This window comes from Methylosinus sp. RM1, from assembly GCF_011378635.1.
Lineage (GTDB): Bacteria > Pseudomonadota > Alphaproteobacteria > Rhizobiales > Beijerinckiaceae > Methylosinus > Methylosinus sporium.
In genome coordinates this window covers 32,453-58,593 of sequence record NZ_WOVC01000009.1, presented here as the reverse complement: position 1 = coordinate 58,593, position 26,141 = coordinate 32,453, and the positions used below count along the sequence as shown (strand labels likewise).

General features: G+C 65.6%; 23 protein-coding genes and 1 tRNA gene. 5 read left to right on the top strand and 19 right to left on the bottom strand.

What is annotated here, in order from left to right:
- From hypF to FMZ75_RS08390, 18 genes are all read right to left on the bottom strand, one after another.
- Positions 1-2,193: a carbamoyltransferase HypF gene (gene hypF / locus FMZ75_RS08475; RefSeq protein ID WP_166142179.1), complete on the bottom strand. Its 2,193-nt coding sequence runs from the start codon at positions 2,191-2,193 to the stop codon at positions 1-3.
- 13 nt (positions 2,194-2,206) lie between these two features.
- A complete protein-coding gene (gene hypB, locus FMZ75_RS08470) occupies positions 2,207-3,181 on the bottom strand; it encodes a hydrogenase nickel incorporation protein HypB (protein ID WP_166142177.1) in 975 nt (324 codons plus the stop codon).
- Positions 3,181-3,522, bottom strand: coding sequence for a hydrogenase maturation nickel metallochaperone HypA (hypA, locus tag FMZ75_RS08465; protein WP_108917030.1), 342 nt, complete (start codon positions 3,520-3,522; stop codon positions 3,181-3,183). The genes hypB and hypA overlap by 1 nt, the downstream gene beginning before the upstream one ends.
- Positions 3,515-4,579: a nickel-dependent hydrogenase large subunit gene (locus FMZ75_RS08460; RefSeq protein ID WP_166142175.1), complete on the bottom strand. Its 1,065-nt coding sequence runs from the start codon at positions 4,577-4,579 to the stop codon at positions 3,515-3,517. The genes hypA and FMZ75_RS08460 overlap by 8 nt, the downstream gene beginning before the upstream one ends.
- Entirely contained in the window at positions 4,576-5,085 is a 510-nt protein-coding gene (gene hybE, locus FMZ75_RS08455; protein WP_370464690.1) for a [NiFe]-hydrogenase assembly chaperone HybE, read from the bottom strand. Before hybE ends, FMZ75_RS08460 begins: the two co-directional genes overlap by 4 nt.
- Complete coding sequence (locus FMZ75_RS08450; protein WP_018266926.1) at positions 5,073-5,270, bottom strand: rubredoxin; 198 nt, start codon at positions 5,268-5,270, stop codon at positions 5,073-5,075. The genes hybE and FMZ75_RS08450 overlap by 13 nt, the downstream gene beginning before the upstream one ends.
- Entirely contained in the window at positions 5,267-6,121 is an 855-nt protein-coding gene (locus tag FMZ75_RS08445) for a hydrogenase expression/formation protein (RefSeq protein ID WP_166142171.1), read from the bottom strand. The genes FMZ75_RS08450 and FMZ75_RS08445 overlap by 4 nt, the downstream gene beginning before the upstream one ends.
- A complete protein-coding gene (locus tag FMZ75_RS08440) occupies positions 6,118-6,558 on the bottom strand; it encodes a hydrogenase accessory protein (protein ID WP_246728856.1) in 441 nt (146 codons plus the stop codon). Before FMZ75_RS08440 ends, FMZ75_RS08445 begins: the two co-directional genes overlap by 4 nt.
- A 177-nt stretch (positions 6,559-6,735) precedes the next feature.
- Positions 6,736-7,029, bottom strand: a complete 294-nt coding sequence (locus FMZ75_RS08435) for a HypC/HybG/HupF family hydrogenase formation chaperone (RefSeq protein WP_166142167.1) — start codon at positions 7,027-7,029, stop codon at positions 6,736-6,738.
- A 13-nt stretch (positions 7,030-7,042) separates the two neighbouring features.
- Positions 7,043-7,264: a hypothetical protein gene (locus tag FMZ75_RS08430; RefSeq protein ID WP_161911912.1), complete on the bottom strand. Its 222-nt coding sequence runs from the start codon at positions 7,262-7,264 to the stop codon at positions 7,043-7,045.
- A complete protein-coding gene (locus FMZ75_RS08425) occupies positions 7,261-7,839 on the bottom strand; it encodes a HyaD/HybD family hydrogenase maturation endopeptidase (protein WP_166142165.1) in 579 nt (192 codons plus the stop codon). Before FMZ75_RS08425 ends, FMZ75_RS08430 begins: the two co-directional genes overlap by 4 nt.
- Positions 7,840-7,914: 75 nt before the next feature.
- Complete coding sequence (gene cybH / locus FMZ75_RS08420) at positions 7,915-8,640, bottom strand: Ni/Fe-hydrogenase, b-type cytochrome subunit (RefSeq protein WP_166142163.1); 726 nt, start codon at positions 8,638-8,640, stop codon at positions 7,915-7,917.
- 12 nt (positions 8,641-8,652) lie between these two features.
- On the bottom strand, positions 8,653-10,443 hold the full coding sequence (locus tag FMZ75_RS08415) for a nickel-dependent hydrogenase large subunit (RefSeq protein WP_166142161.1): 1,791 nt from the start codon (positions 10,441-10,443) through the stop codon (positions 8,653-8,655).
- Between the two features lie 212 nt (positions 10,444-10,655).
- Complete coding sequence (locus FMZ75_RS08410; RefSeq protein ID WP_108917019.1) at positions 10,656-11,729, bottom strand: hydrogenase small subunit; 1,074 nt, start codon at positions 11,727-11,729, stop codon at positions 10,656-10,658.
- A 191-nt stretch (positions 11,730-11,920) separates the two neighbouring features.
- Positions 11,921-13,363, bottom strand: coding sequence for a nickel-dependent hydrogenase large subunit (locus FMZ75_RS08405; RefSeq protein ID WP_166142159.1), 1,443 nt, complete (start codon positions 13,361-13,363; stop codon positions 11,921-11,923).
- Positions 13,360-14,376, bottom strand: a complete 1,017-nt coding sequence (locus FMZ75_RS08400; protein ID WP_166142157.1) for a HupU protein — start codon at positions 14,374-14,376, stop codon at positions 13,360-13,362. Before FMZ75_RS08400 ends, FMZ75_RS08405 begins: the two co-directional genes overlap by 4 nt.
- A 55-nt stretch (positions 14,377-14,431) precedes the next feature.
- Positions 14,432-16,696 carry a carbohydrate porin gene (locus tag FMZ75_RS08395; protein WP_166142155.1) on the bottom strand — a complete coding sequence of 755 codons (2,265 nt, stop codon included), beginning with the start codon at positions 16,694-16,696 and terminating at the stop codon, positions 14,432-14,434.
- A gap of 228 nt (positions 16,697-16,924) precedes the next feature.
- Positions 16,925-17,248 carry a hypothetical protein gene (locus FMZ75_RS08390; RefSeq protein ID WP_166142153.1) on the bottom strand — a complete coding sequence of 108 codons (324 nt, stop codon included), beginning with the start codon at positions 17,246-17,248 and terminating at the stop codon, positions 16,925-16,927.
- Between the two features lie 441 nt (positions 17,249-17,689).
- On the opposite strand from FMZ75_RS08390, the gene FMZ75_RS08385 reads away from it, so the two are divergent.
- From FMZ75_RS08385 to FMZ75_RS08370, 4 genes are all read left to right on the top strand, one after another.
- Positions 17,690-19,105, top strand: coding sequence for a circularly permuted type 2 ATP-grasp protein (locus FMZ75_RS08385; RefSeq protein WP_207783352.1), 1,416 nt, complete (start codon positions 17,690-17,692; stop codon positions 19,103-19,105).
- A 42-nt stretch (positions 19,106-19,147) separates the two neighbouring features.
- Complete coding sequence (locus tag FMZ75_RS08380) at positions 19,148-20,089, top strand: alpha-E domain-containing protein (protein WP_108917014.1); 942 nt, start codon at positions 19,148-19,150, stop codon at positions 20,087-20,089.
- A gap of 37 nt (positions 20,090-20,126) precedes the next feature.
- On the top strand, positions 20,127-20,945 hold the full coding sequence (locus tag FMZ75_RS08375) for a transglutaminase family protein (protein WP_142863855.1): 819 nt from the start codon (positions 20,127-20,129) through the stop codon (positions 20,943-20,945).
- Between the two features lie 150 nt (positions 20,946-21,095).
- Positions 21,096-21,180, top strand: a tRNA-Tyr gene (locus FMZ75_RS08370).
- A gap of 48 nt (positions 21,181-21,228) precedes the next feature.
- Here the strand turns inward: FMZ75_RS08370 and FMZ75_RS08365 are convergent.
- A complete protein-coding gene (locus FMZ75_RS08365; RefSeq protein ID WP_142863856.1) occupies positions 21,229-23,712 on the bottom strand; it encodes a bifunctional diguanylate cyclase/phosphodiesterase in 2,484 nt (827 codons plus the stop codon).
- Positions 23,713-23,982: 270 nt separating this feature from the next.
- On the opposite strand from FMZ75_RS08365, the gene cobT reads away from it, so the two are divergent.
- The gene (gene cobT / locus FMZ75_RS08360) at positions 23,983-25,908 is read left to right on the top strand and encodes a cobaltochelatase subunit CobT (protein WP_166142150.1); all 1,926 of its coding nucleotides are present in this window, start codon (positions 23,983-23,985) and stop codon (positions 25,906-25,908) included.
- Positions 25,909-26,141: the final 233 nt, after the last annotated feature.

The following is a 26,141-nucleotide window of genomic DNA, read 5'->3' as shown; positions in this document are numbered from 1 at the left end:
TTAGACCTTTCTCATTCGCGCAATATGGGCTTGGCCGAGCGAGAGTCCGCCGTCATTCGTCGGCGCCGCGCGCGCGACCAGCGCTTCTATTCCAAAATCGCGAAGGCGCGAGACGAGACCCTCCGCGAGAATTTTATTCATCATGCAGCCGCCGCCGAGCGCGATGCGCGTTTGGCCGCGCGCCTGCGCCGCCGCGCAGAGCCATTGCGCGAGCGCTTCGATCAGCGTTCCATGAAACAGCTCGGCGCCTTGCGCTGCAGAGAGGCTGGGCTTCAGCAGCGCGGCGAAGAGCTTGGTCAGATCGAGAATGTGGCTCTCGATTCGGTAGCCATTGTCGAGCGCGCGCGGGCTTTTGCACAGCGCCTCCAGCTCCATCGCCGCCTGCCCTTCATATTGCTGCATGAGCCGCACGCCGAGCAACGCAGCTGCGGCGTCGAACATGCGGCCGAGGCTCGTCGTTCGCGCGACATTTGGCGCGCTCGCCAGCATGGCCACTTTGCCGGCGAGCTCCATGCCGGGAAAGCGATCGAACACATCGCCGCAGCGGTCCTGCGCGGCGAGCGCGGCGACGCCCATGCGCCAAGGCTCGCGCGCGGCGCGGTCGCCGCCGGGCAGCGGCAGAGGCGCGATATGGCCCAGCCGGCGCCAATAGCCTTCATCGACCAGCATCAGCTCGCCGCCCCAGGCGCCGCCGTCGTCGCCATAGCCATGGCCGTCGAGCGCAGCGCCGAGGACGGGGCCTTCGATTTTATGCTCGGCGGCGATCGCGGCGATATGGGCGGCGTGATGCTGCACGCGAATGACGGGCAGGCCGGTCTCTTCGGCGTAGCGCGTCGAGGCGAGATCAGGGTGGAGATCGCAGGCGACGCGCTCGGGCTTCACATCGAGAATGTCGAGCATTCGCGCGATGGTTTCGCGAAAGAAATCGATCGTCGCGCGATCGTCGAGCGAGCCGATATGCGTCGAGACGAAAGCCTCGCGTCCGCGCGTGACGGTGATGGTGGATTTGAGATGCGCGCCGAGCGCCAGAGTGTCGGGGCCGTCATTCGTGAGCGCGACGGGCTCGGGAATGAAACCGCGCGCGCGACGCAAGAAGGCGGGCGCGCCGGCGATGACGGACATCACGCTATCGTCCGCGCGCGCGACGATGGCGCGATCATGGCCGACGATGAGATCGGCGATGGAGGCGAGCTTCTCGCGCGCCTCGTCGTCATCGACGATCAGCGGCTCGCCGCTCGGATTGGCGCTGGTGGCGACGAGCGCCAGATCCGTGGCGGCGTGAAACAGCAGACGATGCAGCGGCGCATAGGGCAGAATGACGCCGATGCGCGAGAGGCAGGGCGCGACGGAGGGAGCGAATTCCTCGCGCTTTTCGACGATGACGATGGGCCGCGCGCGCGATTGCAGCAGGCGTAGCGATTGCGCGTCGAAGAGGCCGGCGCGCGTCGCCGCCGCAGCGTCGGCGACCATAATGGCGAAGGGCTTGGCGTCGCGGCCCTTGCGGCGGCGCAGTTCGGCGACGGCGGCTTCATTGCGCGCATCGCAGAGGAGGTGAAAGCCGCCGATTCCTTTCAGCGCGACGATTCCGCCGCTCTGGAGAGCCGTGACGATCTGCTCGATCGAATGATCGAGCCGCGGACCACATTTCGGGCAAGCGATCGGCTGCGCGTGGAAGCGCCTGTTGGTCGGATCGGCGTAATCGCGCGCGCAATCCTCGCACATTGCGAAAGGCGCCATAGAGGTTTGCGCACGATCATAGGGCAGGCGCCGCGTCAGCGTGTAGCGTGGGCCGCAATGGGTACAATTGACGAAAGGATAGAGATAGAAGCGGCTCTTCGGATCGAAGAGATCACTCAGGCAGTCGTCGCAGACGGCGGCGTCCGGCGTGATGCGCGTCTGCGTCTTGCCGTCGCGGCTCGGCTCGATCGAGAATTTCGCGTCGCGCAGCGGCGTGATCGTCTCGCATTCCAGCGTGTCGATGCGCGCGAGCGGCGGCGGCTCGCGTTTCAGCGCCGCGACGAAATCATCGACGCGCGCGCCTTCCACCTCCATCAGCACGCCTTGCGAATCATTGCGCACGAAGCCGGCGAGGGCGTAGCGGTCGGCGAGCGAATGCACGAAGGGCCGAAAGCCGACGCCCTGCACGGCGCCGGTCACGCGCAATCTCAGCCTCGTCGCCTCGCTCGACGGCATAAGCCTTTTCTCCTCACTTCGCCGCGGCGGCGGCGCGCGCGCTTCTCGCGGCGGCCCGCGCCGCGCGCGCCTCGATCCAGGCGTAGAAGGCCGCCATGCCCTCGCCGGTGCGCGCGGAGACGACCAATGTCTGCAAATCGGGATTGACCTTCAACGCATTGGCAAGACAGCGCCCGACGTCGAACTCCACATGCGGCAGAAGATCGGATTTGTTCAGCAGCATGAGATCGGAGGCCGCGAACATTTCGGGATATTTGAGCGGCTTGTCCTCGCCCTCCGTCACCGAGAGCACGACGATCTTATGCGCCTCGCCGAGATCGAAGGCGGCGGGGCAGACGAGATTGCCGACATTCTCGATGAAGAGCAGCGAGGAGGGCGCGACAGCGAGCTCGGCGAGCGCGCGAGAGACCATATGCGCGTCGAGATGGCAGCCCTTGCCGGTGTTGATCTGCAAGGCCGAAACGCCTGTCGCGCGGATCCGCTCCGCGTCATTGGACGTCTGCTGATCGCCTTCGATGACGGAAATGGGAAAGCGGTCTTTCAGATCGGTGATCGTGCGCACGAGAAGCTGCGTCTTGCCGGAGCCGGGGCTGGAGACGAAGTTGAGCGCAAAGACGCCGGATTGCTCGAAGCGCACCCGGTTCTCGCGCGCGTGGTCGTTGTTCTTGGAGAGAATATCTCGCTCTATGCGGACGATACGCTCCTGGCTGAGGCCGGGAACATGAACGCCCGCGGCGCCGGAGCCATAATCGTGACGATGGCCGTGGTCGTCATGCGCGTGATCGCCATCATGCGCATGATGATGGTCATGATCGTGCGGATGCGGGTGATCATGATGATGATCGTGGTCATGGTGGTGATCGTGATCGTGGTCATGACCATGATGATGATCGTGAGCGTGGCCATGCGCATGATCATGCGGATGGTCGTGGCTATGTTCTGGCTTTCCTTCGATGCTGGAAGTTCCGCAGCCGCAGACCGTGCACATTAGTCGACCTCCAGTTCCTGCACCCGCATATCCTCGCCGCCCGTGACTTGGACATGGTATCCGCCGCAGTCCGGGCAAGGACCAAATCTTTCTTCGACGGCGACGGTCTTGGCGCAATCGAGGCACCAGCCTTCGCCGGGAGTGCGCACAATGTCGAGCCGCGCGCCCTGGACGATTCCGCCATGCGCCACCGCCTCGAAGCAGAAGCGGATCGCCTCCGGCTCCACATGGCTGAGCGCGCCGATCTCGAGCCGCACCACGCGTACGCGCGAAAAGCCCTGCTTGCGGCTCTCCTCCTCGATCAGCTCGACGATGCTCTCGGTCAGCGCCATCTCATGCATAGGCGGCCTCGCGAAGCTCGACGCGAAAGGCGATGCAGGGATCGAAGAGGCCTGCGAGCCCTGTGATCGTCTGCGCCGCGGCGGCGCGCGGAATGTGCGCGCCGAGCAGAGCGGCGACGAAAGGTCCGGCGGGATGGAAATTCCATTCTGTCGGCGCGACGATCGCATAATTCTCGATCCTATCGTCCGGTGTGAGCCGAACCCAATGATACAGCTTCCCGCGTGAAGTTTCGACCGCGCAATAGGCTTCTCGTGTGGCGGGAGCCTCGCTGCGGGAGGCGTCTTCGGCGCCGTCGGAGAGGCGCGTCACGAGCCGATCGAGATCGATCATGCGCGCGGAAAAGCGCGCGCAGATTGCGCCGCGCGAGAGATCGGTCTCGCGCCAATGACGCGCGAAGGCACCGGTCTCCGGCGCGCGGCCGGCGATGCTGGGCGTAGCGCTGAAGCTTTCGCCCTGCGCCCTTATTCCTTCTAGCACGGCGCCGTCGTCCTCCGCGCGCAGCGTATCGGGCACGCTCGCGGCTATGGCGGGGCTGCGCGCCAGCTCGCGCGACAATTTGCCGAAAGGCGTATCGCTGCTCGCGGCCGAGTTGGAAGCGTCCGGCAGGCCGAGCTTCGCCGCTTCGGCGCGCAGGCGGGCGGCGGTCGCGCTGCGGTCGCGCGCGTCGCCTGCGGCGAGCTCGCGCGTCAGCGCCAGAACCGCGCGCAGGGCCGTCGGCGGAACAGCGTCCTCCGCCATTGTCGTCAGCGCGCGCAATGTCTCGGAGAGGCGCTCGCAATCGAGCGCGACGAGATTTTGCGGCGTGGGCTTGCGCATTGCTCCGCGCGCCGCGGCGATGGCGCGCGAGGCGGCGAAAGCGTGGGAGAGGCCGCAGAGGGAGAACAGCCGTCCGACGAGCGGCGCGACTTCCGCAGCGGGGCGGCCGCGAAACAGACGCGTGAGATGCGTTGGCCGGCTCGAGCGCACGCGCACCGAGCAGATGCGATCATCGGCGAGCTCGGCGACGATGGAGATCGCGCCGGGGCCGAGCCCTCCGAGATCGGCGCCCACGCTCATGGCGAGGCCTCTTCGTCGCTGCGTCGACGGCCGCCGAACAATGCGCGCCGATCGAGGGCCGCGGTAGGCTCGGGCTCGCGCTTTGGCGTCTCGTTCATCGCGGGATCGAGCAGAGCGTCGAGCGCCGCGCGCGCTGCGGTCCGCGCCGCCTCGTGATCGGCGAAATCATCCATGGGCGAGAACAGCGAGCAGGCGGCGATGCGGCCGAAACCCTCGATCTCGCTGACATTGAATTCGACGTCGCCGGCCGGAAAGCGCAATTGCAGCCGCGCCGGATCGGGAAAGGGCGCATCGGCGCCCTCGCGTGGCGCGGTGACGACGAGATTGGCGAACCAGGGCGTGACGATCACGCCCAGCGCATAAGGGCCGAAGTCGCGAAAGCCCACCGGCTCCACTGCGAGCGCCTCGTTGCAGAGGCCGGAGTCCCGCATCGACGTCTCATGGACGCGGCGGTAGAAATCCGCGAGCTTCTCGCCTCTCGCCGCGGCGTCGCTCAATTCTCGCACCTCAAGAATTTCTCTTGCGGCGCGTCGCATTCGGGGCAGCGCCAGTCGGCGGGAAGATCGGCGAAGGCGACGCCCGGCGGAATCTGCCAGACGGGATCGCCCTCGGCCGGATCATAGACATGCCAGCACACGCCGCATTCCATGCGCGCGTCGGGGGCGATATCGCGAAGCGTTTCGTCGCTCATGTGAAATAGGCCTCGTGAATCTCGCGCAGACGTTCCGCCGAATCGTGGAAATCCTCATCGGCGGCGCAGGCCGCGGCGGGCGTGTCGCCGATCTCCAGCGTGTCGAGGATGATCGTGCCCATGGCGTTGAAGAATTGCACCGACCACACATTGCGGGCGCCGGTCGCGGTGATCTTGGCCGAGCCATAGCCGCGCGATATGAGCTGCACGGGTCCATTGCCGAGCGTTTGCTGCAAATGCTCCATGTCGATCTCCGACACGGGCAGCAGCGAGAAATTGATGACATGCGACGGATCGCCGGCTTTATGCGCGCGCATGCGGGCGTCGATCTCGGCCAGCATGGGCATCACATTCATCGCGCCTTCCGGCTCCGCGCCGATGGCGATGCTCTCGGCGGTGATTTCCGCTGCGCGCTCGACGACATGGGGAATGGCGGCGATCTCGAGATAATCGGCGGTGAGCCGTCCCTCGGCGTCGGTGAAGCGCACGCGCCACAGGCCCGCCATGGAGGCCTCGAGGATTTGCGCGGTGACGCCGTCGGGGAGGGCGGCGACGCCGCTCACCTCGCCCTCGCCGAGCACCTGGCCGATGAGCTCGCGCTCTTTCGCCTCATAATCGGTGATGTCGAAGAGTCTGCCCGGCGCATCGGCGCGCTGCGCGGCGAGCGCATCGGCGAGCTGCGGCAGGAGGGCGGCGGCGCGGGGGCATTCGGCGACGGCCTGCTCGCCGGTCGCGGTCGCGAGAAAGGCGATGACGCTGCGCTTGGTCTCCGCCTCGGCGTCATAGCCGATCGGCATGACCGTCATCGCTTCGTCGGCGCCGTCCGGCGAAACCCAGAATCCGGCTTTCATGAGCTCGTCTCCCCTTCCGTGAAGGTGATGCGCACGCGCGGCTCTTTCGGCGGCGCGGCCTGCAACTGCAGCAGCGCCTCGATCCGCGAGAGATATTCGGACCAGTCATAGACTTTCGGCAGCACGCCGAGCGTCTCGCTCCCATAGGTCACGACGAGGCTCGGATAGACGCAGACGCTGAAGCGCCCTTCCAGAGCCTTTTCCGCGGCGGGCGCGATGATGGCGGCGCGCAGCCTTCCGGCGAAGGCCTTGACCAGCTGTGGAAAGATGATCGCCACATCATGGGTCTCGCTGCGCTGGTCCGGATCGCCGCCGAAGAAGAGCAGCGTATGCGCGCTCGCGCCGGGCGGCGGGGCCAGAAAAGCGTCGATATTGGTCTCGTCCAGCAGAGCGACGCCGGATTTTTCGCTCAGCGCCAGCTGCAACGACCCGGACATGCGGTCCTCCCATTTTATTTTTGCCGAAGAGGCCGCAATCGCCATGCCATGGGCGGCTCGTGACGGCGACGAGCTAGGCGACTGAGTCGAAAGAACCTTTCCAGTAGGAGCCGAAGGCTCGACAGGCCGTATCTGGAATGTAGCTTATCATTCTGGATAGATGCTTTCCAAGTGCGGTCACTTGCGCAAGAATTCGGGCAGCTGCGGCTCACGATCGACCAGATCGGCGAAAAGGTGATCGACATTCTCACCGGCGAGGGCTTTTTCCACCGCATCCAGAGCGTCGTCGATCTGCGCGGCCTCGAGCGGGTCCAACACGCGGACGGCCGTGCCGACATGGACCAGCACCTTGGTCCCGGCGGGCTGCGCGCCGACCAGCGCCATGGAGACGGCCTGGCGTTCGCCGCGCCGCTCGCATAGCGCCTCGAAAGCGTCGCCTTCGACGACGGTCATGGGAAAGCCGACGCACATGCTCGAGGGTCCGTCAGCGCCAGGAGGAAGCGCGCCAGGGCTTGAACCAGAAGGCCACGGCGACGACCATCGCGCCCCAGCCGAGCGCCATCGCCATGGCGAGCAGATGATCCGGCTCGGTGAAAATATGGGCGATGTCATAGGCGAGATCGTTGGGATGGTCGCCCGGATGCGCCATGGCGGTCGCCGGAAGCAGAAAAGCGGCGGCCGCAGCCGCGAAACGGATCGCCTTCATGGTCTCGTCTCCTCATCGGCGCCGAGGCGCCTCTCATAGGCACTGTGGTCTAGGTCATGCCCCAGCAGGCGCTGAAAGCTCTGCGCGCTCTCCGCGCGCGGGCGCAAGCCGACGCCCCATTCTGTCAGAGTCGCGACCGCTGCGTCGAGCGCCGGCTCGATCGCGGCGACGACCGGCGGCGTCAGCGGGCCGCCCCAATCCTCGAGGTCCTGCGGCTGGCAGCCGATCAGCGCGAGGCGCGAGGGATAGCGGCCGAGCAGATCGGCGGCGGAGAGCACCTCCTGAAAGCCGGTCTGATGCAGGCTCATCTTCTTCGCGCCCATGAAGCGCGGAACCTCGCCGTCGCGCACGATGCGCAAGGTTCCGGGCTCGAGGCCATAGTCTATGGCGTCGAAGACGAGCAGCTGATCGCAGGCCTCGACGAATTGCACGAGATAGAGCCCCTGCGTGCCGCCGTCGAGAATGGTGACATCGGCGCCCGTCTCATAGCGCGCATGGAACTCCTCCACCGCGCGCACACCGAAGCCTTCATCGGCCCAGAGAATATTGCCTATGCCGAGAATGAGAGTGCGCATCGCGTCTCCTCAGTCACTTCTCACGCGCTATGGCGGCGCAGCGGCGTCGAGCCGCGTCGCCGCCATGCAATGGCGTCACTTGTCGGCTTCGTCGCGGAACACGCGCTCGCCGGAGATCATCGAGGAGATGAGGCTCTGGCGGGAGACGATGTCCTCGCGCACGGCGGTGTAGATGTGGATGATCACGAAGAGCACGACGCCCCACATGGCGAGATGATGCCAAGTATGGACGTCCTGGCTGTTCGGCCAGATCGTGAACACCCATCCGAACAGCTTGTACTGCCAGCTGTCGCGGCCGGCGCCCTCGGAATAGAGCGCGAAGCCCGTCACCACCAGAAAGGCCAGATTGAGCATGAAGAGATGCATCATCAGATGGCCGAGCGGATTATGGCCGATGTATTTCTTCGGCTGCTTCACCAGAAAGGCGTACCAGCCCGCCTCATAGAGCACGCCCGACAGCCATTTGCGGTCCCACACCGGCAGATAGAAAATCTGCTTGGCGTGCTCATTGCCGACGAAAGCCCAATAGATGCGCAGCAGCAGCGCCACGGCGAGAACATAGCCCGCCGAGAAATGGGCGAAGCGAATATAGCCCATCAGAAATTGCGAGCTCGCTTCGCCCGGCGTCGAAGGCAAGGGCGAGGCGATGAAATAGCCCGTCGTCGCCAGCACGACGATCGCCGCCGCATTGATCCAGTGCCAGAGTCGCACCGGCGCCTCATAGACATAGACGCTCTGCAGCTCGGCGGCCTTTTCGCCGTGAGCGTCGAGCACGCCATGGATTTGCGTCGCCTCGGTCATGACCTCGCCTCCTCAGCGAACCTTGACTTGCGTCATCTCCTGACCGTCCTCGCTCATCACATGCGTGGAGCAGGCGAGGCAGGGGTCGAAGGAGTGGATGGTGCGCAGAATCTCGAGCGGCTTCTGCGGATCGGCCAGCGGCGTGTCCATCAGCGAGGCCTCGAAGGCGCCGATATTGCCCTTGGGATCGCGCGGGCTGCCGTTCCAGGTCGTCGGCACGACGCACTGATAGTTCTCGATCTTGCCGTCCTTCACCTTGATCCAATGCGCGAGCGCGCCGCGCGGCGCCTCGGTGAAGCCGAAGCCCTTGGCCTCCTTCGGCCAGGCCTGCGGATTCCATTTGTCGATATTGGCGGTGGAGGAGTCGCCGGCCTTGATGTTGGCGATCAGCTTGTTCTGGAAGTGCTCCATCTTGCGCACCGCCCATTGCGCCTCCAGCGCGCGCGCCGCCGTGCGGCCGAGCGTCGAGAACAGCGCGGTGACCGGCACGCCGAGCTTCTTCAAAAACTCGTCGGTCGGCTCCTTGAACTCCGCCTTGCCCTGCGCGTAGCCGACGATATAGCGCGCCAGCGGACCCACCTCGACGGCGTTGCCGCGCCAGCGCGGCGCCTTGATCCAGGAATATTTGCCGGCCTCGTCCAGCTCCTGAATATTGGTCGGCGTGCCCTTGGCGTTGGGGCCGAGCTTGTAATTGGGCTCGGTGACGCCGTCCCAGGGATGCAGCCCCTTGGACTCGTCTGGATATTTGTACCAGGAGTGGGTGACGAACTCTTGGATCTGCTCGGGGTCGGTGTGATCGACGGGGAAAATCTCTTTCAGATTGCCGTTGAGGATCACGCCGCGCGGCAGGCCGAGATTGCCGGGAGAAAAGTCATTGGCGTGCTCGGGAATATCGCCATAGGCCATGACATTCTTGCCCGAGAGGCCGCCGCCATAGAGCCAATCCTTGTAGAAGGAGCCGATGGCCAGCACATCCGGCAGATAGACCTTCTCGACGAAATCGATCGATTGCTGAATGATCGAGGTGACGTCGTTGAGGCGCTCCATATTGATCGCGCCGACCGCGCCGGTGCCGTCGACATTGATGGCGCAGGGCACGCCGCCGACGAGCCAGTTCGGATGCGGATTCTTGCCGCCGAAGATCGTCTGGACCTTCACGATCTCCTTCTGGAAATCGAGCGCCTCGAGATAATGCGCGACGGCCATGAGATTCGCTTCCGGCGGAAGCTTATAGGCCGCATGGCCCCAATAGCCGTTCTTGAACGGGCCGAGCTGTCCCGACTCGACGAACTTCTTCAGGCGGATCTGCAGATCCTTGAAATAGCCGGGCGAGGACAGCGGCCAATCGGAGATCGACTGCGCCAGCGCCGAGGTCGCCTTGGGATCGGCGGAGAGCGCCGAGACCACATCGACCCAATCGAGCGCATGAAGATGATAGAAATGCACGAGATGATCATGCACCTGCAGCGCCAGCTGCATCATGTTGCGGATGGAGTTGGCGTTCTCGGGGATGGTGATGCCGAGCGCGTTCTCCACCGCGCGCACCGAGGTGAGCGCATGTGTGCCGGTGCAGACGCCGCAGATGCGCTGCGTGAAGGCCCAGGCGTCGCGCGGATCGCGGCCCTTCAAGATGACCTCGATGCCGCGCCACATTGTGCCGGTCGAGACGGCGTTGCGGATCACATTGTTCTTGTCGACATTGACCTCGACGCGGAGGTGTCCCTCGATGCGCGTGACCGGATCGACGACGATGCGCTTGCCGGAATTGTCGAGATTGAAGCCGTTCGGCGTCTGAATGCCCATGATCGCGTTTCCTCGAGATCGGCCGTTGCCGGTGTAATTCTTGTCCAGGACGGCCGGCAGAAGCTTCCCTCATCCTGAGGAGCGGCCGTAGGCCGCGTCTCGAAGGACGAGGGAAGCGTCACGCGCGCCCTCTGGAACTCGCCCCTCGCGCTTTTAAGACGGCGGCTACGCCGCCTCCTCAGCATGAGGGGCGAGGGTTTCGCTGCTCCGCGCTACCCTTCGTGCTTGGTCGTGATGCGCTTCACCGCGGTGACGCCCGCATGGACGGCGACGGCGCCGCCGACGACGGCCGCGGCCGCGAGGCCCACCTCATCGGCGTTATGCTCAATGCCGAAATGGTTGATCTTGGTCAGCCGGTCGTAGAAGGAGCCCTTGTCCCAGAAATCCTCTTCCGAGCAGCCGATGCAGCCATGGCCGGACTGGATGGGGAAGGAGACCCCGCCATTCCAGCGCACGGTGGAGCAGGCGTTATAGGTGGTCGGACCCTTGCAGCCCATTTTGTAGAGGCAATGGCCCTTGCGCGCCGCCTCATCGTCCCATTCCTCGACGAATTGGCCGGCGTCGAAATGCGGGCGGCGGTAGCATTTGTCGTGGATGCGCTGCGAGTAGAACATCTTCGGCCGGCCCTGCCGGTCGAGTTCCGGCAGCCTGCCGAAAGTGGTGACGAAGGTGACGACGCCGGTCATCACTTCGGCGATGGGCGGGCAGCCCGGCACTTTGATGATCGGCTTGTCTTTGATGACCTTGTCGATCGGCGTCGCCTGCGTCGGATTGGGCTTGGCCGCCTGCACGCAGCCCCAGGAGGCGCAGGCGCCCCAGGCGATGATCGCCATGGCGTCCTCGGCCATCCATTTCAGCTTCTCGACAAAGGGCTTGCCGCCGTCGATGCAGAACATGCCGCCTTCGTTCAGCGGCGGATTGCCCTCGACGGCGAGAATATACTTGCCCTTGTACTTTTCCTTCGTCTCCTCGAGGATCGCCTCGGCCTGATGTCCGGCGGCGGCCATGATCGTGTCGTCATAGTCGAGCGAGATCATCGACAGCACGACGTCTTTGGCGAGCGGATGCGCCGAGCGGATGAAGCTCTCCGAGCAGCAGGTGCATTCGAGCCCATGCATCCAGATCACCGGAATGCGCGGCTTGGTCTCCAGCGCCTGCGCCATTTGCACGGCGGCGCTCTGGCCGAGGCCGAGGCTCGCCGCGGTGAGCGAGCAGAATTTGGTGAAGCTGCGGCGCGTGACGCCCTGACGGCGAATGACGTCGTAGAAGGTTTCGATGGCGGCCATTTCCTTCCCCACCCTTGTGCAATGCGGCATTCGCGCGACGGCGCCGCTTGGGGAAAGAACGGCAAGATGCGGGCCAGCGCGAGGGTAAGGAGAATCTTTCCAGGCTCTCAGGCGATTGCCGAAAATCTCTTCGCTCGCGGAGGGCGCTATGAGGAGAAGCGACTTTCCAGTCGCGGAAAGCGTCTAGACAGTCAATGCGCCGTGCAGACCATGCAGGGATCGAAGGAGCGCACGATATGCTGCACCGCGACATTGGTTGCGCCGTCTTCGCCCACAGAAAGGCCCGCTAGCGCCTGCTCCAGCGGGCCGGGATTGCCGGCGGCGTCGCGCGGCGAGAAATTCCAGGTCGTCGGCGCGATGATCTGATAGCGCTCGATCTGGCCGTCGCGGAAGCTCGCCCAATGGCCGAGCGTTCCGCGCGCCGCCTCGACGAAGCCGACGAAGGCGCCGTCGGCGAGTGGCGCGTCGGGCGCGCAATAGGGCTCGCTCGGCGCCAGCGCGCGGGTCCAATCCTCCATCGCCTCGATGAGCAGCGCGATCTCCAGGACGCGCGCGACGATGCGGGCGAGGACAGTGGAGCCGCCGCCCGCGAGCAGGTCGCGGATCAGCGGATGGCCGGCGACCGCCTGGCGCGCCAGCGCGCCCACCTCTACAGCGCGGCCTTCGAGCCGCGGCGCCTTGGCGAAACTATAGGCCCCCTCGCGGTGAATATCCGGCAGCGTGTCGGAAAGGGCGGGATCGGCGGCGGTGTCGCGCATATAGGCGTGCGAGACATCCTCCTCGATATGATCTAGCGGCGGTGCGCGCAGCCCGCCCGTCTTCGTGTCGAGGAGACCGGCGGGGAAGCGATGGCCCTCCGGCCCGAGATAGGCTCCGGCGGAGAGCAGCAGGCCGGGACCGCGTCCCATCTCCGCGAGGCGAAGATCGCGGGCGATGCGGAGGAATGCGGAAAAATCGCCGGCGGCGCTGTCCGCGAAGCGATCGAGTTCCTCGGTCGAGGAGAGGGCGGTCACGGCCTCGAGCGGCGCGGCGAAGAGCGTGCGCTCGAGGAAAGTACGAAAATCCGCGAGCAGGGCGCGCAGCCGCATCTCGTCGCCGAGCGCCAGCGCCCGCGTGACGCCGCCGGCGCGGAAGGCGAGGCTGTGCGGCCATTTGCCGGCGATCAGCCCCATCGTCTCCAATAGGCGCGCGCGCGCCGGCAGCGCCTCGCGCAGCGCCGCGCCGGAGACCGCCTTGAAGCGCGCCTCGGCGGCGGCACGCCAGGGCCGTCCGGCATAGGCGGCGCGGGCGAAATCCGGCATGAAGAAAACGTAGAAATGCGTCAGATGGTCGGCGATATTCTCCGCCGCATGGGCGATATTGGTGGCCAGAAGCCCATTGGGCGCGGGCGCGATCGGCTGGGCGGCGCGCAGCACGGCGGCGGCGGCCAGAGATTGCGAGACCGAGCATATGCCGCAGATGCGCGGCGCGATCGCCAGCGCGTCGGCGGCCGGGCGGCCGAGCAGCAATTGCTCGAAACCGCGATAGAGCGAGGCCGAGACGCGCGCCTCGCGCACCACGCCATTCTCGACGTCGAGCGTCACCTCGAGATCGCCCTCGACGCGATTGAACGGCCCGATGACGATGCGGCTCATGTTTTTTTCTTCTCCGCCCCCGGCGTCGGGGCGCGGGCGATATGGTCGCTGCGCGCGTTCTCGCGCACGCGCTTCGGCGTCGCCGATTTGGAGAGGGCGGCGAGCGCGACGAACCAGGCTTTCGGCATATCCAGCGGCAGGCCGACCGGAATGCCGCCGATCTTGGGCGTGCGATGGAAGCCGCGCGTCGCCTCGAAGCCCGGCGAGGTGCAGGCGATGCAGGTCGAGCCCGCCTGCGTGCAGGAGCCGCCGCCGTTCCAGGAGCGCTGATTGCAGTCGCCCACCGCCTGCGTCGCCTTGCAGCCCAAATGCTCCATCAGGCAGCCGCGCTCGGAGACATCCTCGGCGCTGGCCTTGAACTCGTAGAATTCATTGCGGCTGCAGCCGTGATGGGCGAGATGGTCGGCGAAAATGCGCGGCCGGCCGTAATCATCCATATCGGCCTGCGTGAAACGGCCGAGCGAGAGCGCGAGCAGCGTCTCCATGATCCAGCCCGGATGCGGCGCGCAGCCGGAGACATTGATGACCGGCAGCCCTTTGACCGAGCGATAATCCGGCCCCAGCGCCCCGCCGATATCGACGCCCGAATATTGCAGCCCGCTGGCGTCGGTGGGGTCTGGCGCGCCGGCCGGCACGCCGCCGAAAGCGGCGCAGCTGCCCACCGCCACGCAATAATCGGCGCGCGGCGCCAGAGTGCGCGCCCAATCCAACATGCTGCGGCCGGTGCCGGAGAGCTTGTTGAAAAGGCCGGTGCCCTCCGGCCCATGCAGGATAGAGCCCTCTATGCAGAGCGCGCCGAGCTTCTGCTCGCCGCGCTCGACGCGGGCGAGAATGGCGCGGGCTTCCTCGCCCGTCTCCTCGCTGACGCTCGGATGCCAGAGGAGACGTATGCCGAAGCCGCGCAGCTCCTCGAACCAGCCGGAAGCGCCGCGCTCCAGCGTCGCCATCGTGCAGCCGCCGCAGCTGCCGGCCTGCAGCCAGAGCAGAGTGAAGTCGTCGCGCGCCTTGGTCATCGGAGGCCGATTGTAGAACAATCGGCGACAGCGCCCAAATCCCCGGCGCCGGCCGTCAAAACTGCGTGTGCAGCCTCAGGCCGAAGACATTGATCGGGCCGCGCGCGGAATTATGCGCCGGATTGCCGATGAGCTGATAGTCGAGCGTCAGCTCGACGCCGTCGCGGACGTTGTATTTGTAATAGGTCTCCAGCACTTTTTCGCCCGCGTAGTTCAGCGCGCCGTCGCCGATATAGACGCTGAGGCCGCCGAGGCCGAAATAGCGCTGGCGCGGCCCGGAAAGTCCCGAGAACACCACGGCTCCGCCGATCTCGTCCTTGTCGCGTCCCCATAGCGATCCCGCGGCGATGAATCCCGTCGACAGCGAGCGGTCGATGTCGGTGTAGTCGACGGTCTCGAAGCGTCCGTCGCACATGCTGGCGCGCAGGAAATAGCCGATCTCCTTGGAAATCTGCTGCTGGACGTTGACGCCGCCGCCGATCTTGAGCTGGCGCCGGCGCAGCCAGGGATTGTTCACATCCGGCGGCAGATTGCCGCTCGCCAGCGCGTAATTCGAAATGTCGTCGACCTTGGCGATATAGCCATTGTCGCCGTAGGCGAGAAATTTGATGACGCCCGGCTGATCGAAGAGATCGTAGCGGGCCTCGAATTCGGCGACGCCCATGAATTGCCGCCCGAGCACGGGCTCGATGGTCGGACTGTTGGGAATGTCGGAGAGCTGGAAGACGCCGCCGCGCGCCGTCCACCAGTCCTGCTTCCACTCGATCGCCGCGCCATAGGTGTAGCCCCAGGAATCGGCGGCGTAGTCGAAAGCGCCGAGCGTGTTCACGCCGAAATTCAAGAAGCCGGTCGTCGGGTCGTGAGCGTATTTGTTGTCGTCGAAAATGTCCGGCACGCCGAACTTGCCGATCGTCAGGATGATGCGGTCCTTGTCGACCTTTCCCGACAATTGGTTCAGCGTCGATTCGAGCACCTCGTTGAAGGAGCCAGTGTCCGGATCATCCACTTTTCCATTGCCGCCGAGCCCGATGATCTGGCGCAGGAAATAGCGTTGGAAGCGCATGTAGGGCGCGGCCCGTCCGACCTTGGCGACGGCGCCGTTCACATAGGAAGCTGCGCCGACCGAATTGGCGAGGCCATAGCCCATGTCGATCTCGGGATTGACATAGACGGCGCCCCCTTTCCAAAGCCGCATGCCGAAGAAGAGATTGCTGGTCGAGCCGGCATTGGCGAGCCCATTCGCGGGAAAGCTGCGCTTGCCGCTGTAGAGCGCCCGAAATTTCGGATAGCCCTGCAGCACGGCGGTGGTCTGGCCGTGAAAGCTGTAGACCTCCTCGGACCCGTTCTTCGACTTGTCGTCCGCCGCGTCCTTTTTCTCCTCGTCCTTCTCTTTGCCGCGCCCCTTCTTGTCGGCGTCGCGCTTCTCGTTCTTCGCCGAATCGCTGTTCTTGGCGTCGGCCTTCTCGTCCACGTCGCCCTTGCCCGTGTCGCCCTTGCCCGCGTCATCGCTCCCGCCGGCTTCCTCCTGCGGATCGAAGCGATAGTTCAGGCCGAGACGCAGCACATGCGCCTCGCTGCGCTGACGCGCGGCGAATTGGAAGGAGAAATTATTGTCGTAGACGCGGTTCTGCAATTGCTGGTTCACATAGAGATATTCGAGCCGCGCCGAGACATGGTCGTCGAGCGCCTGCTCGATCCCGCCGCCGATCGCATATTTCATGCGCGAGGATTTGGAGAGCGGCGCGAAGAAGAGGCCGAGCGCCCCCGCGTCGTAAAAGACGAGATTGGACGCGCCGCGCCAGCCGCCGGCGGCGATTCCGCCAGTGGCGTAGAGCAGCGTGCGGTCGAAGGCGTAGCCGAGGCGTCCGCGAATGCTGGCGAAGTAATCGCCATTCTCGTCCGAGGTCAGCCCATAGGCCGTGATTCCGAGCGGGCGATAGGCGGCGGGCGCCGGAAAAATTCCGGTGGAGGCGCGGCGCAGGCCGAGAAAGCTCAAATCCGTCTCCAGCCCATAGACCCAGGGGCCATGCTGCCAGTCATAGCCGATCTGCGCGCCGAAGCTCGCTCCGGCGCGGTCGCGGTTCGGCGCCGCGAGGTCGAAGGCGCGGCTCGTGAAGCCGCTGCCGGCCTCCAGCGTTCCGCCGCTCGCAATGGGCAGGCCGCCGCCGGCGTTCACTCCGATATGCAGTCCCGCCCAAGTGAAGGCGGGCGGGGATGTGAATGCCGGCGTCTCGGACGGCTTGTCGGCGGCCGTCGATGGGCTCGCGCATTGGAGCGCGAACGTCAGCGTCGCCAGAGTGGCGGGAATTCGGAAATGCATCGGCTCGTCGTTCTGTCTTCTATGTGATTCGGATATTGGCAGAGTTTCATGTCGCACGCGCGAAAGGGAAAAACGTACGAGCGGCGCCTTTACAGTTCAGGGTTATGAAGCTTTGATGACGATGGTCGAGACGTGGGGCGCGGTTCGTCCCGGCGGGATCGCCGACCGGGACGAACCGCGCGGATTTTCATAATCCTTCGTTGGAGCGCCGTTCGATTGGAGAGCGCTCTATCGAATCCCGATCGCGCGCGATGCGATACGCGAAAAGGGTCTTTCGCGTATCGATCGGATGAGGCGCGCATGGCGGCGGGAAAAGCCGCGCTGGCGACTCTGCGCATCCTCGTCCTCGGCGCGGCCGGGCGTGTCCGTCTCCTTGTCCCAGAGGCAGACGGGCCGGCGTGTGGCGGCGTCGATCGTCCAGGCGGCGCGCAGCCGCATGCGGCGTCCGGTGAGGCGCAGATCGCGCAGCTCCGCCGGCGCGGCGATGGGCATGACGCCGCTCTGCGCCGTGCGCAGACGGAGGTTCGGATAGGGGCGGGAAAACATCTTCATCGCTCTCGTCCTTCTGGCCATTGCGGCGGCCGAAGGCGTGAGCGGCGGGTGGAGCGCTAGGCTCTGGCGACGCCTCTCACGCGGTCCTTTCGGCCGCGGGCTTCTGTGTGAGGCGCGACGCGCGCAGACGAGGCTGCGGCGGCTGCGCCGAGGCGGCTGTTGCCGAGGCTACTGCCCATGAGTCCTTCGCAAGTGTGGATCGCCGTGCGACTCGAAAATCGCGCCGACGCTTTTGGTTTTGATGCGCGGCGCATGGCTTGTCAACGACAAACGGATTAGAAGGCGGGATCGATCGACAAGGGTTTCGGCGACGCTCGAGCCGTCTGGCTCGCTTCTTGCCATGCTCTGCTCACGAAGGCGCATCGTGCGGCGTGAGCGGCCGTTCGCCGAAACCCGAGGGAGAGCGAAAACGTGCTTTCGAAGGTGGCGAAATTCGACGAAATGGGCGGCGTCGACGGCGCGACGCGTATTCCATATGAAAAGCTCGCCAAATGGCTCACCTCGGTGGAGCCCGAGTTTCTCGCCTCCCGCCGGGCGCAGGCGGAGCTGCTGTTTCGGCGCATCGGCATCACCTTCGCCGTCTATGGCTCGCAAGAGGCGACCGAGCGGCTCATTCCCTTCGACATTCTGCCGCGCATCATCGCCCGCGCCGAATGGGCGCAGCTCGAGAAGGGCCTGATTCAACGGGTGAAGGCGCTCAATCTATTCTTGGCCGATCTCTACGGCCCCGGCGAGATTTTGAAAGCGGGCGTGGTTCCCTCCGAGCTCGTCTATCGCAATCCCGCCTTTCGGCCGGAGATGGCGGGACGCCGCGTGCCGCACGACATCTTCGTGCATATCGCCGGCATAGACATCATCCGCACCGACGACGACGGCTTCTATGTGCTGGAGGACAACGCCCGCACGCCGTCGGGCGTCTCCTACATGCTGGAGAATCGCGAGGTGATGATGCGGCTGCTGCCGGATCTCTTCGCGCAGCACCGCGTCGCGCCGATCGAGAATTATCCCGATCAACTGCTGGCCACTCTGCGCTCCGCCGCGCCGCGCGGGGCGGGGGCCGATCCGGTGAGCGTGCTGCTGACGCCCGGCCAATATAATTCCGCCTTCTACGAGCATTCGTTCCTGGCCGACAAGCTCGGCATAGAGCTGGTCGAAGGGCGCGATCTCTTCGTCAAGGACGATATCGTCTATATGCGCACCACGGAGGGGCCGCGCCGCGTCGATGTGATCTACCGCCGTATAGATGATGATTTCCTCGATCCTTTGGCCTTCCGCCCCGATTCCGCTCTGGGCGTCGCCGGCCTGATGGGCGCCTATCATGCAGGCAATGTGACGCTCGCCAATGCAGTCGGCACGGGCGTGGCCGATGACAAGGCCATTTACACCTATATGCCGGAGGTGATCCGCTTCTATCTCGGCGAGGAGCCGCTGCTGAAGAATGTCCCCACCTGGCGCTGCCGCGAGAAGGAGGCTCTGGCCTATGTGCTCGACCATTTGGGCGAGCTGGTGGTGAAAGAGGTCAATGGCTCGGGCGGCTATGGAATGCTGGTCGGCCCTCACGCCACAAAGGCGCAGATCGCGGAATTCGCGGCCAAGCTCGCCGATAATCCCACCAATTTCATCGCCCAGCCGACGCTCGCCCTCTCCACCTGCCCGGTTTCGGTGGCGAGCGGCGTCGCGCCGCGCCACGTCGATCTCAGGCCCTTCGTGCTCTATGGGCCCAATGGCGCGAGCGTGGTGCCCGGCGGCTTGACGCGCGTCGCCATGAAGGAGAATTCTCTCGTCGTGAATTCGAGCCAGGGCGGCGGGACCAAGGACACATGGATCATCGACGATGCGCCGCTCGCGCGCGCATGACGAATTCGAAATAAGAACAGCGCGCCGAACCGACGGGATCTCATGCTCTCACGCACCGCCGACAACCTCTTCTGGCTGGCCCGATATATGGAACGCGCAGATTTCCTCGCGCGAATTTTGCAAGCGTCCAGGCGTCTCGCCACTCTGCCCCGCGCCTATGGCGGCGTGGAGACCGAATGGGAGAGCGCGCTGCTCTCCTCCGGCGCGGCGCCCGCCTTTCATGCGGCGGGGCTGACGGTCGACGAGGCCAATGTCACGCAATTTCTGGCCTTCTCGCCCGATAATCCGAGCTCGATCCGCAATTGCATCGAGCTCGCCCGCATCAACGCCCGCGCCGTGCGCACTGCGCTCACCGTGGAGATGTGGGAGGCGATCAACGGCGCCTTCCTCGAGCTCGAGGCCTTCGAGCGCGCGAGCCGCTCCGCCGAGGAGGTGACGCGCTTCCTCGATTTCGTGAAACAGGTCTCCGCCGCTTACGACGGCGGAGCGCATAGAACAATGCTGCGCAACGACGCCTATTGGTTCTCGCGCGTCGGCCTCTATCTCGAGCGCGCCGACAACACCGCGCGCCTTCTGGACGTGAAATATCATGTGCTGCTGCCGGAGACCGAGGCGGTCGGCGGCTCGCTCGACTATTTCCAATGGACTGCGATATTGCGCGCCGTCTCCGCGCACACCGCCTATCATTGGGTCTATCGCGACAGCCTCAAGCCCTGGCTCGTCGCCGATCTCCTGATCCTGCGGCCGGAAATGCCGCGCTCGCTCATCGCCTGCTATGAGAGCGTCGTGCAAAATCTCGATCGTCTCGGCAAATCGCATGGCAAGCAGGGCCCGGCGCAGCGCCACGCCCGCGCCGTCTTCGGCCAGCTCGAACATGCGACGATCGAGAGCGTCTTCCATAATGGGCTGCATGATTTCATTCAGAGCTTCATCGCCGACAATCATCGGCTGGGGACGCTGGTCTCGGAGCAATATCTTTTCTAATATGTCGTCGCTTCGAAGCTCCCCCTCGCGGTGAAAGATGCACATAAGAGTAAGGCGCGAGACGATTTTTCGCTACGCCGAGCCGGTCAAGGCGGCGATTCAGAAATTGGCGCTGACGCCGCGCAACTATGACGGGCAGCATGTCCTCGACTGGCGCATCGATGTCGATCGCGACTGCCGCCTGCGCGCATGCGAGGACGCTTTCGGCAATGTGGCGCACAGCATTTATGTCGACGGACCGCTGGAGGCGCTGACGACCGTGGTCGAGGGCTCGGTCGAGACCTTCGACACGGCCGGCGTCGCGCGCGGCGCGATCGAGCGTTTCCCGCCGGAGCTCTATCTGCGCGAGACGCCGCTGACCGAGGCGGATCAGGCGATCTGCGATTTTGCGCTGGCGGCCGCGCGTCCGTCCGACACGCTGTCCAAGCTCCATGCGCTGGTCGGCGCTCTGCACGAGGCTCTCGTCGTGGAGGAGGGGGCGGCGAGCGGCGCCGCGGCCGCGGCCGATGTTTTCGCGCGCCGTCGCGGCGCGGCGCAGGATTTGGCGCATGTCTTCATCGCCGGCGCGCGCAGTCTCGACATCCCCGCGCGCTATGTCTCCGGCTACGCCCTGCGTCCCGACGCCGGCGCCGCCATCCATGCTTGGGCGGAAGCGCATGTGGCGGGGCTCGGCTGGGTGGGCTTCGATTCGACGCGCGGCGCCTCGCCGGACGAGAGCTATGTGCGCGTCGCCGTCGCGCTGGATCATCTCGGCGCGGCTCCCGTTCGCGCCGCTCATTCCGGCGGTGGCGAGGAGACGATGGAGGTCGAGGTGAGCGTCGCCCGCGCGCAGGGCCAGTTCCAGAGCCAGTCCTGAGCCGGGGCGGGCGGCGACGGCTTCGGTCTTTCGGCTGTCATTTTCGGGTTGACAGCGGGGACGCAAATTCCCCATATGCGCCCTGCTTCATCGGCCCTCTCGCGGGGCCGTCGCTCGCGGGGCCTTTCTTCGGGGTCCATCGAGAAGCTGGGGGGAATGTCCCGAGCGGCAAAGGGGGCGGACTGTAAATCCGCTGGCTATGCCTTCGTAGGTTCGAGTCCTACTTCCCCCACCATTCGACAGCCTGCCGCTCTCCAGCCTGCCTCCGCGGCGAAGAAAAAGCTCACGCCGCGCTCGCCGGCTCCGCCCATTTTTCGTCGCCGCCTTCCAGCATCCGCCGCAGCTCCGCCGCCGGCGCCGGGCGGCTGAACAGAAAGCCCTGCATCTGCGTGCAGCCTTCCTCGCGCAGGCGCGCCAGTTGCTCGGGCGTTTCCACGCCCTCGGCCACGGTCGCGACGCCGAGGCACTGCCCGATTCCCGCCACCGCGCGCACGATCGCCCCGCACTCGTGATTTTCCGGCAGCTCCTTCACGAAGGAGCGGTCGATCTTGATCTTGTCGAAGGGGAAGGAGCGCAGATAGCTGAGGCTCGAATAGCCGGTGCCGAAATCATCCATCGATATGCATACGCCGAGGGCGCGCAATTGATGCAGAACGGCGAGATTGGCGTGATTTTCGGCGAGCAGCACCGATTCTGTGATCTCGAGCTCGAGCCGCTGCGGCGCGAGCCCGCTCGTCGCCAGCGCCGAGAGAACCGACTGCACCAGCGAGCGCGAGCGAAATTGCGCCGGAGAGAGATTGACGCAGACGCCGATCGGCTCCGGCCAGCTCGCCGCCTCGCGGCACGCCTCGCGCAGCACCCATTCGCCGATCGGCGTGATGAGGCCGGTCTCCTCGGCGAGCGGGATGAAGTCATTGGGGGACACGAGCCCGCGAACGGGATGGAACCAGCGCAGCAGCGCCTCCGAGGCGACGATGCGATTGGCCCCTATGTCGACGAGCGGCTGATAATAGATCTGGAACTCGCCGGCCGGGAGCGCATGGCGCAAATCCGCCTCCAGCGTGCGCCGCACGAGGATGGAGGCGGCCATCTCCGGCTCGAAGAAGCGATGCAGGCCGCGCCCGTCGGCCTTGGCGCGATAAAGAGCGATGTCGGCGTTTTTGAGCAATATGTCGGCGTCGCAGCTGTCGATGGGCGCGACTGAAATGCCGACGCTGGCGCCGACCGCCACCGCATGGCCGTCGATCTCGTAGAGGACGCTCACCTCATTGACGATGCGCTCGGCGAGCCGATCCGCCTCCGCCGCGCCGGCGCCGAGCTGAACGATGGCGAATTCGTCGCCTCCGACGCGCGCCACCATATCGCCCGGCGCCAGAGTGAGGCGCAGGCGCTCGGCGACGGCGACGAGCAGCCGGTCGCCGATCGGATGGCCGAAGGCGTCGTTGACATCCTTGAAGCCGTCGAGATCGAGATAGAGCACGGCGAGGCGATCCTCGCCGCCCTCGAGCCGTTGCAGGCCCTCGGTCAGCCGCGCGCGGAACAGCACGCGATTGGCCAATCCGGTCAGCGGATCGTGATGGGCGAGATGGGCGATGCGGGCGGCCTGCTCGCGCTGCTCGGTGACGTCGACGATGGCCAGCAAGATAGCGGAGCGATCGTCGAAGCTGATCTCGCGCGCGTAATTCTGCACCTTGATCATGCGTCCGTCCGCCGTGCGATTGGCCCAAATGCGGTCCGAGGGCCGGCGAAGGGCCGGATTCTCATGGGCGATCGTCACCGCCGGCCATTCCTCCTCCGCATAGAGATCGAACAAGGTCGAGCCGAGAAACTGCTCGCGCTCATAGCCGTAATGGGCCACCGCCGCGTCATTGACGGCGATGATGCGCAGGCTCTGCGGATCATGCACCCACATGGGCATGGGATTGCTCTCGAAGAGCAGGCGGAAGGAGGCTTCGCGCGCCTTCAGCGGAGTCACGTCGGTGAGCGTGACGCCGATCAGATCGCCCATGGGCGCGGCGGCGAGCCGAAGATGCGACGCCTCGCCCTCGGCCGAGCGATGCGAGACCTCGAATGTGTCGGGAATCGCCGAAAGGAAAATGGCCGAGAGCCGTTCGAATGTCCCGTCCGTCATCCAGGTCGGCGCGATCTCGCCGAGCCGCCGCCATTGCAGATCGCGCTCCGCGCCGCCGAAGAGGCGGCTGGCGCTGGCGTTGAGGCTCACAATGACGAAATCGATTATGTCGCGGCCGGCGTGGACGGCGGCGAGCGTCGTGAGCCCGTCGTCGGTCGCGCGATAAATGGCGTCGACGAGATCATATTTCGCGGCGCGCTCGCGCGCGAACACCAGGAACAGCGAGTCGCCCCAATGGCTCGACAGCGGGAAGGCGACGATCTCGCTGGTCCGCACCAGCCCGTCGCGAATGCTGCGCGCGATCGTCGCCGCCGGCGTTCCGCGCGTCGCGGCCGTCGCCAGCGCCTCGCCTATGGGATCGCGGTAATTGCGCTCGAGTCCGTCCAGCCGCAGGCCGCGCAGCGACGCGCCGAGCCAAGCCTCGAAGGCGCCGCCGCCATAGAGAAATTCGAAAGCGCCGTCCGCCGCGCGTCCGGCCAGCGCCACATCGTCGGCGAGACGGCCGAGGCTGCCGAGCGCGATCTGCTCATAAGGCGGCAGGCCGCCCGTCGGAGCCTCGACCTGCCATTGGAAGCACAGCTCGTCCACATCGCGAAATTCGGTGACGACGCCATATTGGGTGGCGATCTCATACATGGCTAGGCTCAACTCCGCAGGCCTTCGGCGCAGGTGAAATTGACCGGAAGCTTTGAAAAAACAGTAAAATTTTCAATGATTTAATGGGAAGCGCGTCATTTGTCGGTCATAAATCCGACGAAGCCTTTGATCAGACAGCAGAAAATTTGCGATCGGCGCGCTTCGTCGCGCGATTTCGCTTCCATGATTTTCATAACTCGCGATCCGGCATAGGCTATAAAGCCTCTCTCGTCCGAAAGGCGGGCGGAGAGCGACGATCGAACGGACCAAATGTCATCCAATCGCAAAGCAGCTACGCCGAAGGAGGCTCCGCAGGAGCCGTTCAAGCGCGCCGTCGCCGGCGCGATGCGCGCCATGGCCAAGCGCTCGGAGCTGGAAGTGTCCTTCTCGCCGGAGCGCGCCATGCTGCTCGGCGGCGATGACAAAGCCAAGGCGCGCCTGCCGGAGCCGCCGCGCAAGCTCACCGCCCATGACGCCGCCATCGTGCGCGGCCACGCCGATTCCATCGCCCTGCGCCTCGCCTGCCACGATGAGGCGATTCACCGCCGCGCGCAGCCGCAATCGCCCGACGCCCGCGCCGCCTTCGACGCGTTGGAGCAAGCGCGCGTCGAATCGATCGGCTCGCGCCGCATGGACGGCGTCGCCGCCAATATCGGCGCCATGCTGGACGATCGCTTTCAGCGCGCGCGCTTCTCCGAGATCGAGACCCGCGAGGACGCGCCGCTCGAGGACGCTCTCGCGCTCATCGCGCGCGAGCGGCTCACCGGCATCGCTCCGCCGCCTCATGGCCAGAAGGTCGTCGACCTCTGGCGGCCCTGGATCGAGGAGCGCGCCGGCGAGGATCTCGACAGGCTGTCGAGCGCGCTCGAGAATCAGCGCGGCTTCGCGCAGCTCGCGCATCGGCTGCTCGCGTCGCTCGAGCTCGAGGGCGAGAGCGCCGGCGGCGAGGAGGACGCCGAGGAGCCGAGCGAGGACCAGCCGCAAAATCCCGACGAGGCCGAGGGCGAGGAGACGGAGGAGGAGAAGCAGTCCGGCTCCTCCGAGATGGACACGGCCTCGGCCTCCGAGGAAGCGCTCGAGAAGGGCGAGAGCGAGGCCGCCGAAATTCTCGACAGCGAGATGCTGGAGGAGATCGAATCCGGCGACGTGGACGAGGCGATGGAAACGCGCCGCCCGCAGGTCTCCTCCGCCGATCGCTCCGGCGGCGAATACCGAGCCTACACCACGCGCTACGACGAGACGGTGAAGGCGGAGGATTTGTGCGACGCCGAGGAGCTGGATCGCCTGCGCTCCTATCTCGACAAGCAGCTCTCGCATCTCTCCTCTGTGGTCGGCCGGCTCGCCAATCGCTTGCAGCGCCGGCTGATGGCGCAGCAGAATCGCGCCTGGGAGTTCGACCTCGAGGAGGGGATGCTCGATCCGGCGCGCCTGCCGCGCGTGGTCATCGATCCGCAGCAGCCGCTCTCCTTCAAGCGCGAGAAGGACACGAATTTCCGCGACACGGTGGTCACTCTGCTGCTCGACAATTCCGGCTCCATGCGCGGCCGGCCGATCACAGTGGCGGCGACCTGCGCCGATATTCTCGCCCGCACCCTGGAGCGCTGCGGCGTGAAGGTGGAGATTTTGGGCTTCACCACCAAGGCCTGGAAGGGCGGGCAGTCGCGCGAGACCTGGATCGCCGACGGCAAGCCGCCGAACCCCGGCCGCCTCAACGACATACGCCACATCGTCTACAAGGCCGCCGACGCGCCATGGCGGCGCGCGCGCCGCAATCTCGGCCTGATGATGCGCGAGGGCCTCTTGAAGGAGAATATCGATGGGGAGGCGCTCGACTGGGCGCATCGCCGTCTCATGGCGCGGCAGGAGCAGCGGCGCATATTGATGATGATCTCAGACGGCGCGCCGGTCGACGATTCTACGCTCTCGGTCAATCCGGGCAATTATCTCGAGCGCCATTTGCGCCATGTCATTCAGGAGATCGAGACCAAATCGCCGGTCGAGCTGATCGCCATCGGCATCGGCCATGACGTGACGCGCTATTACCGCCGCGCCGTGACCATTGTGGACGCGGAGGAATTGGGCGGCGCGATGACGGAGAAGCTCGCCGAGCTGTTCAGCGAGAACGACGCTCCCGCTCCGGCGCGCGCGCCGCAACGCGCGGCGCCGCGACCGCGCGTGCTCGCCGCGGCTCCTTGAGAGGGGGCGAGGCGCCCTCTCCCTCTCCCTCACCCTCCGCCGCTGCTGCGGGAGAGGGAAGGCGGCGACGTTACGCTGGAAAGGGGGCGCCGCTCGCCGCCGAACGGCTCTCGTAATTCACCGAATGGTGAATAAGTTTAATGCGCGTTAATTTCGTCACCAGCGCTCGACCGCGCCGAAAACGACTCGGCGGGGAACCTTCAGGGCGGCTGTTGCATTAATATTTCGGCGCG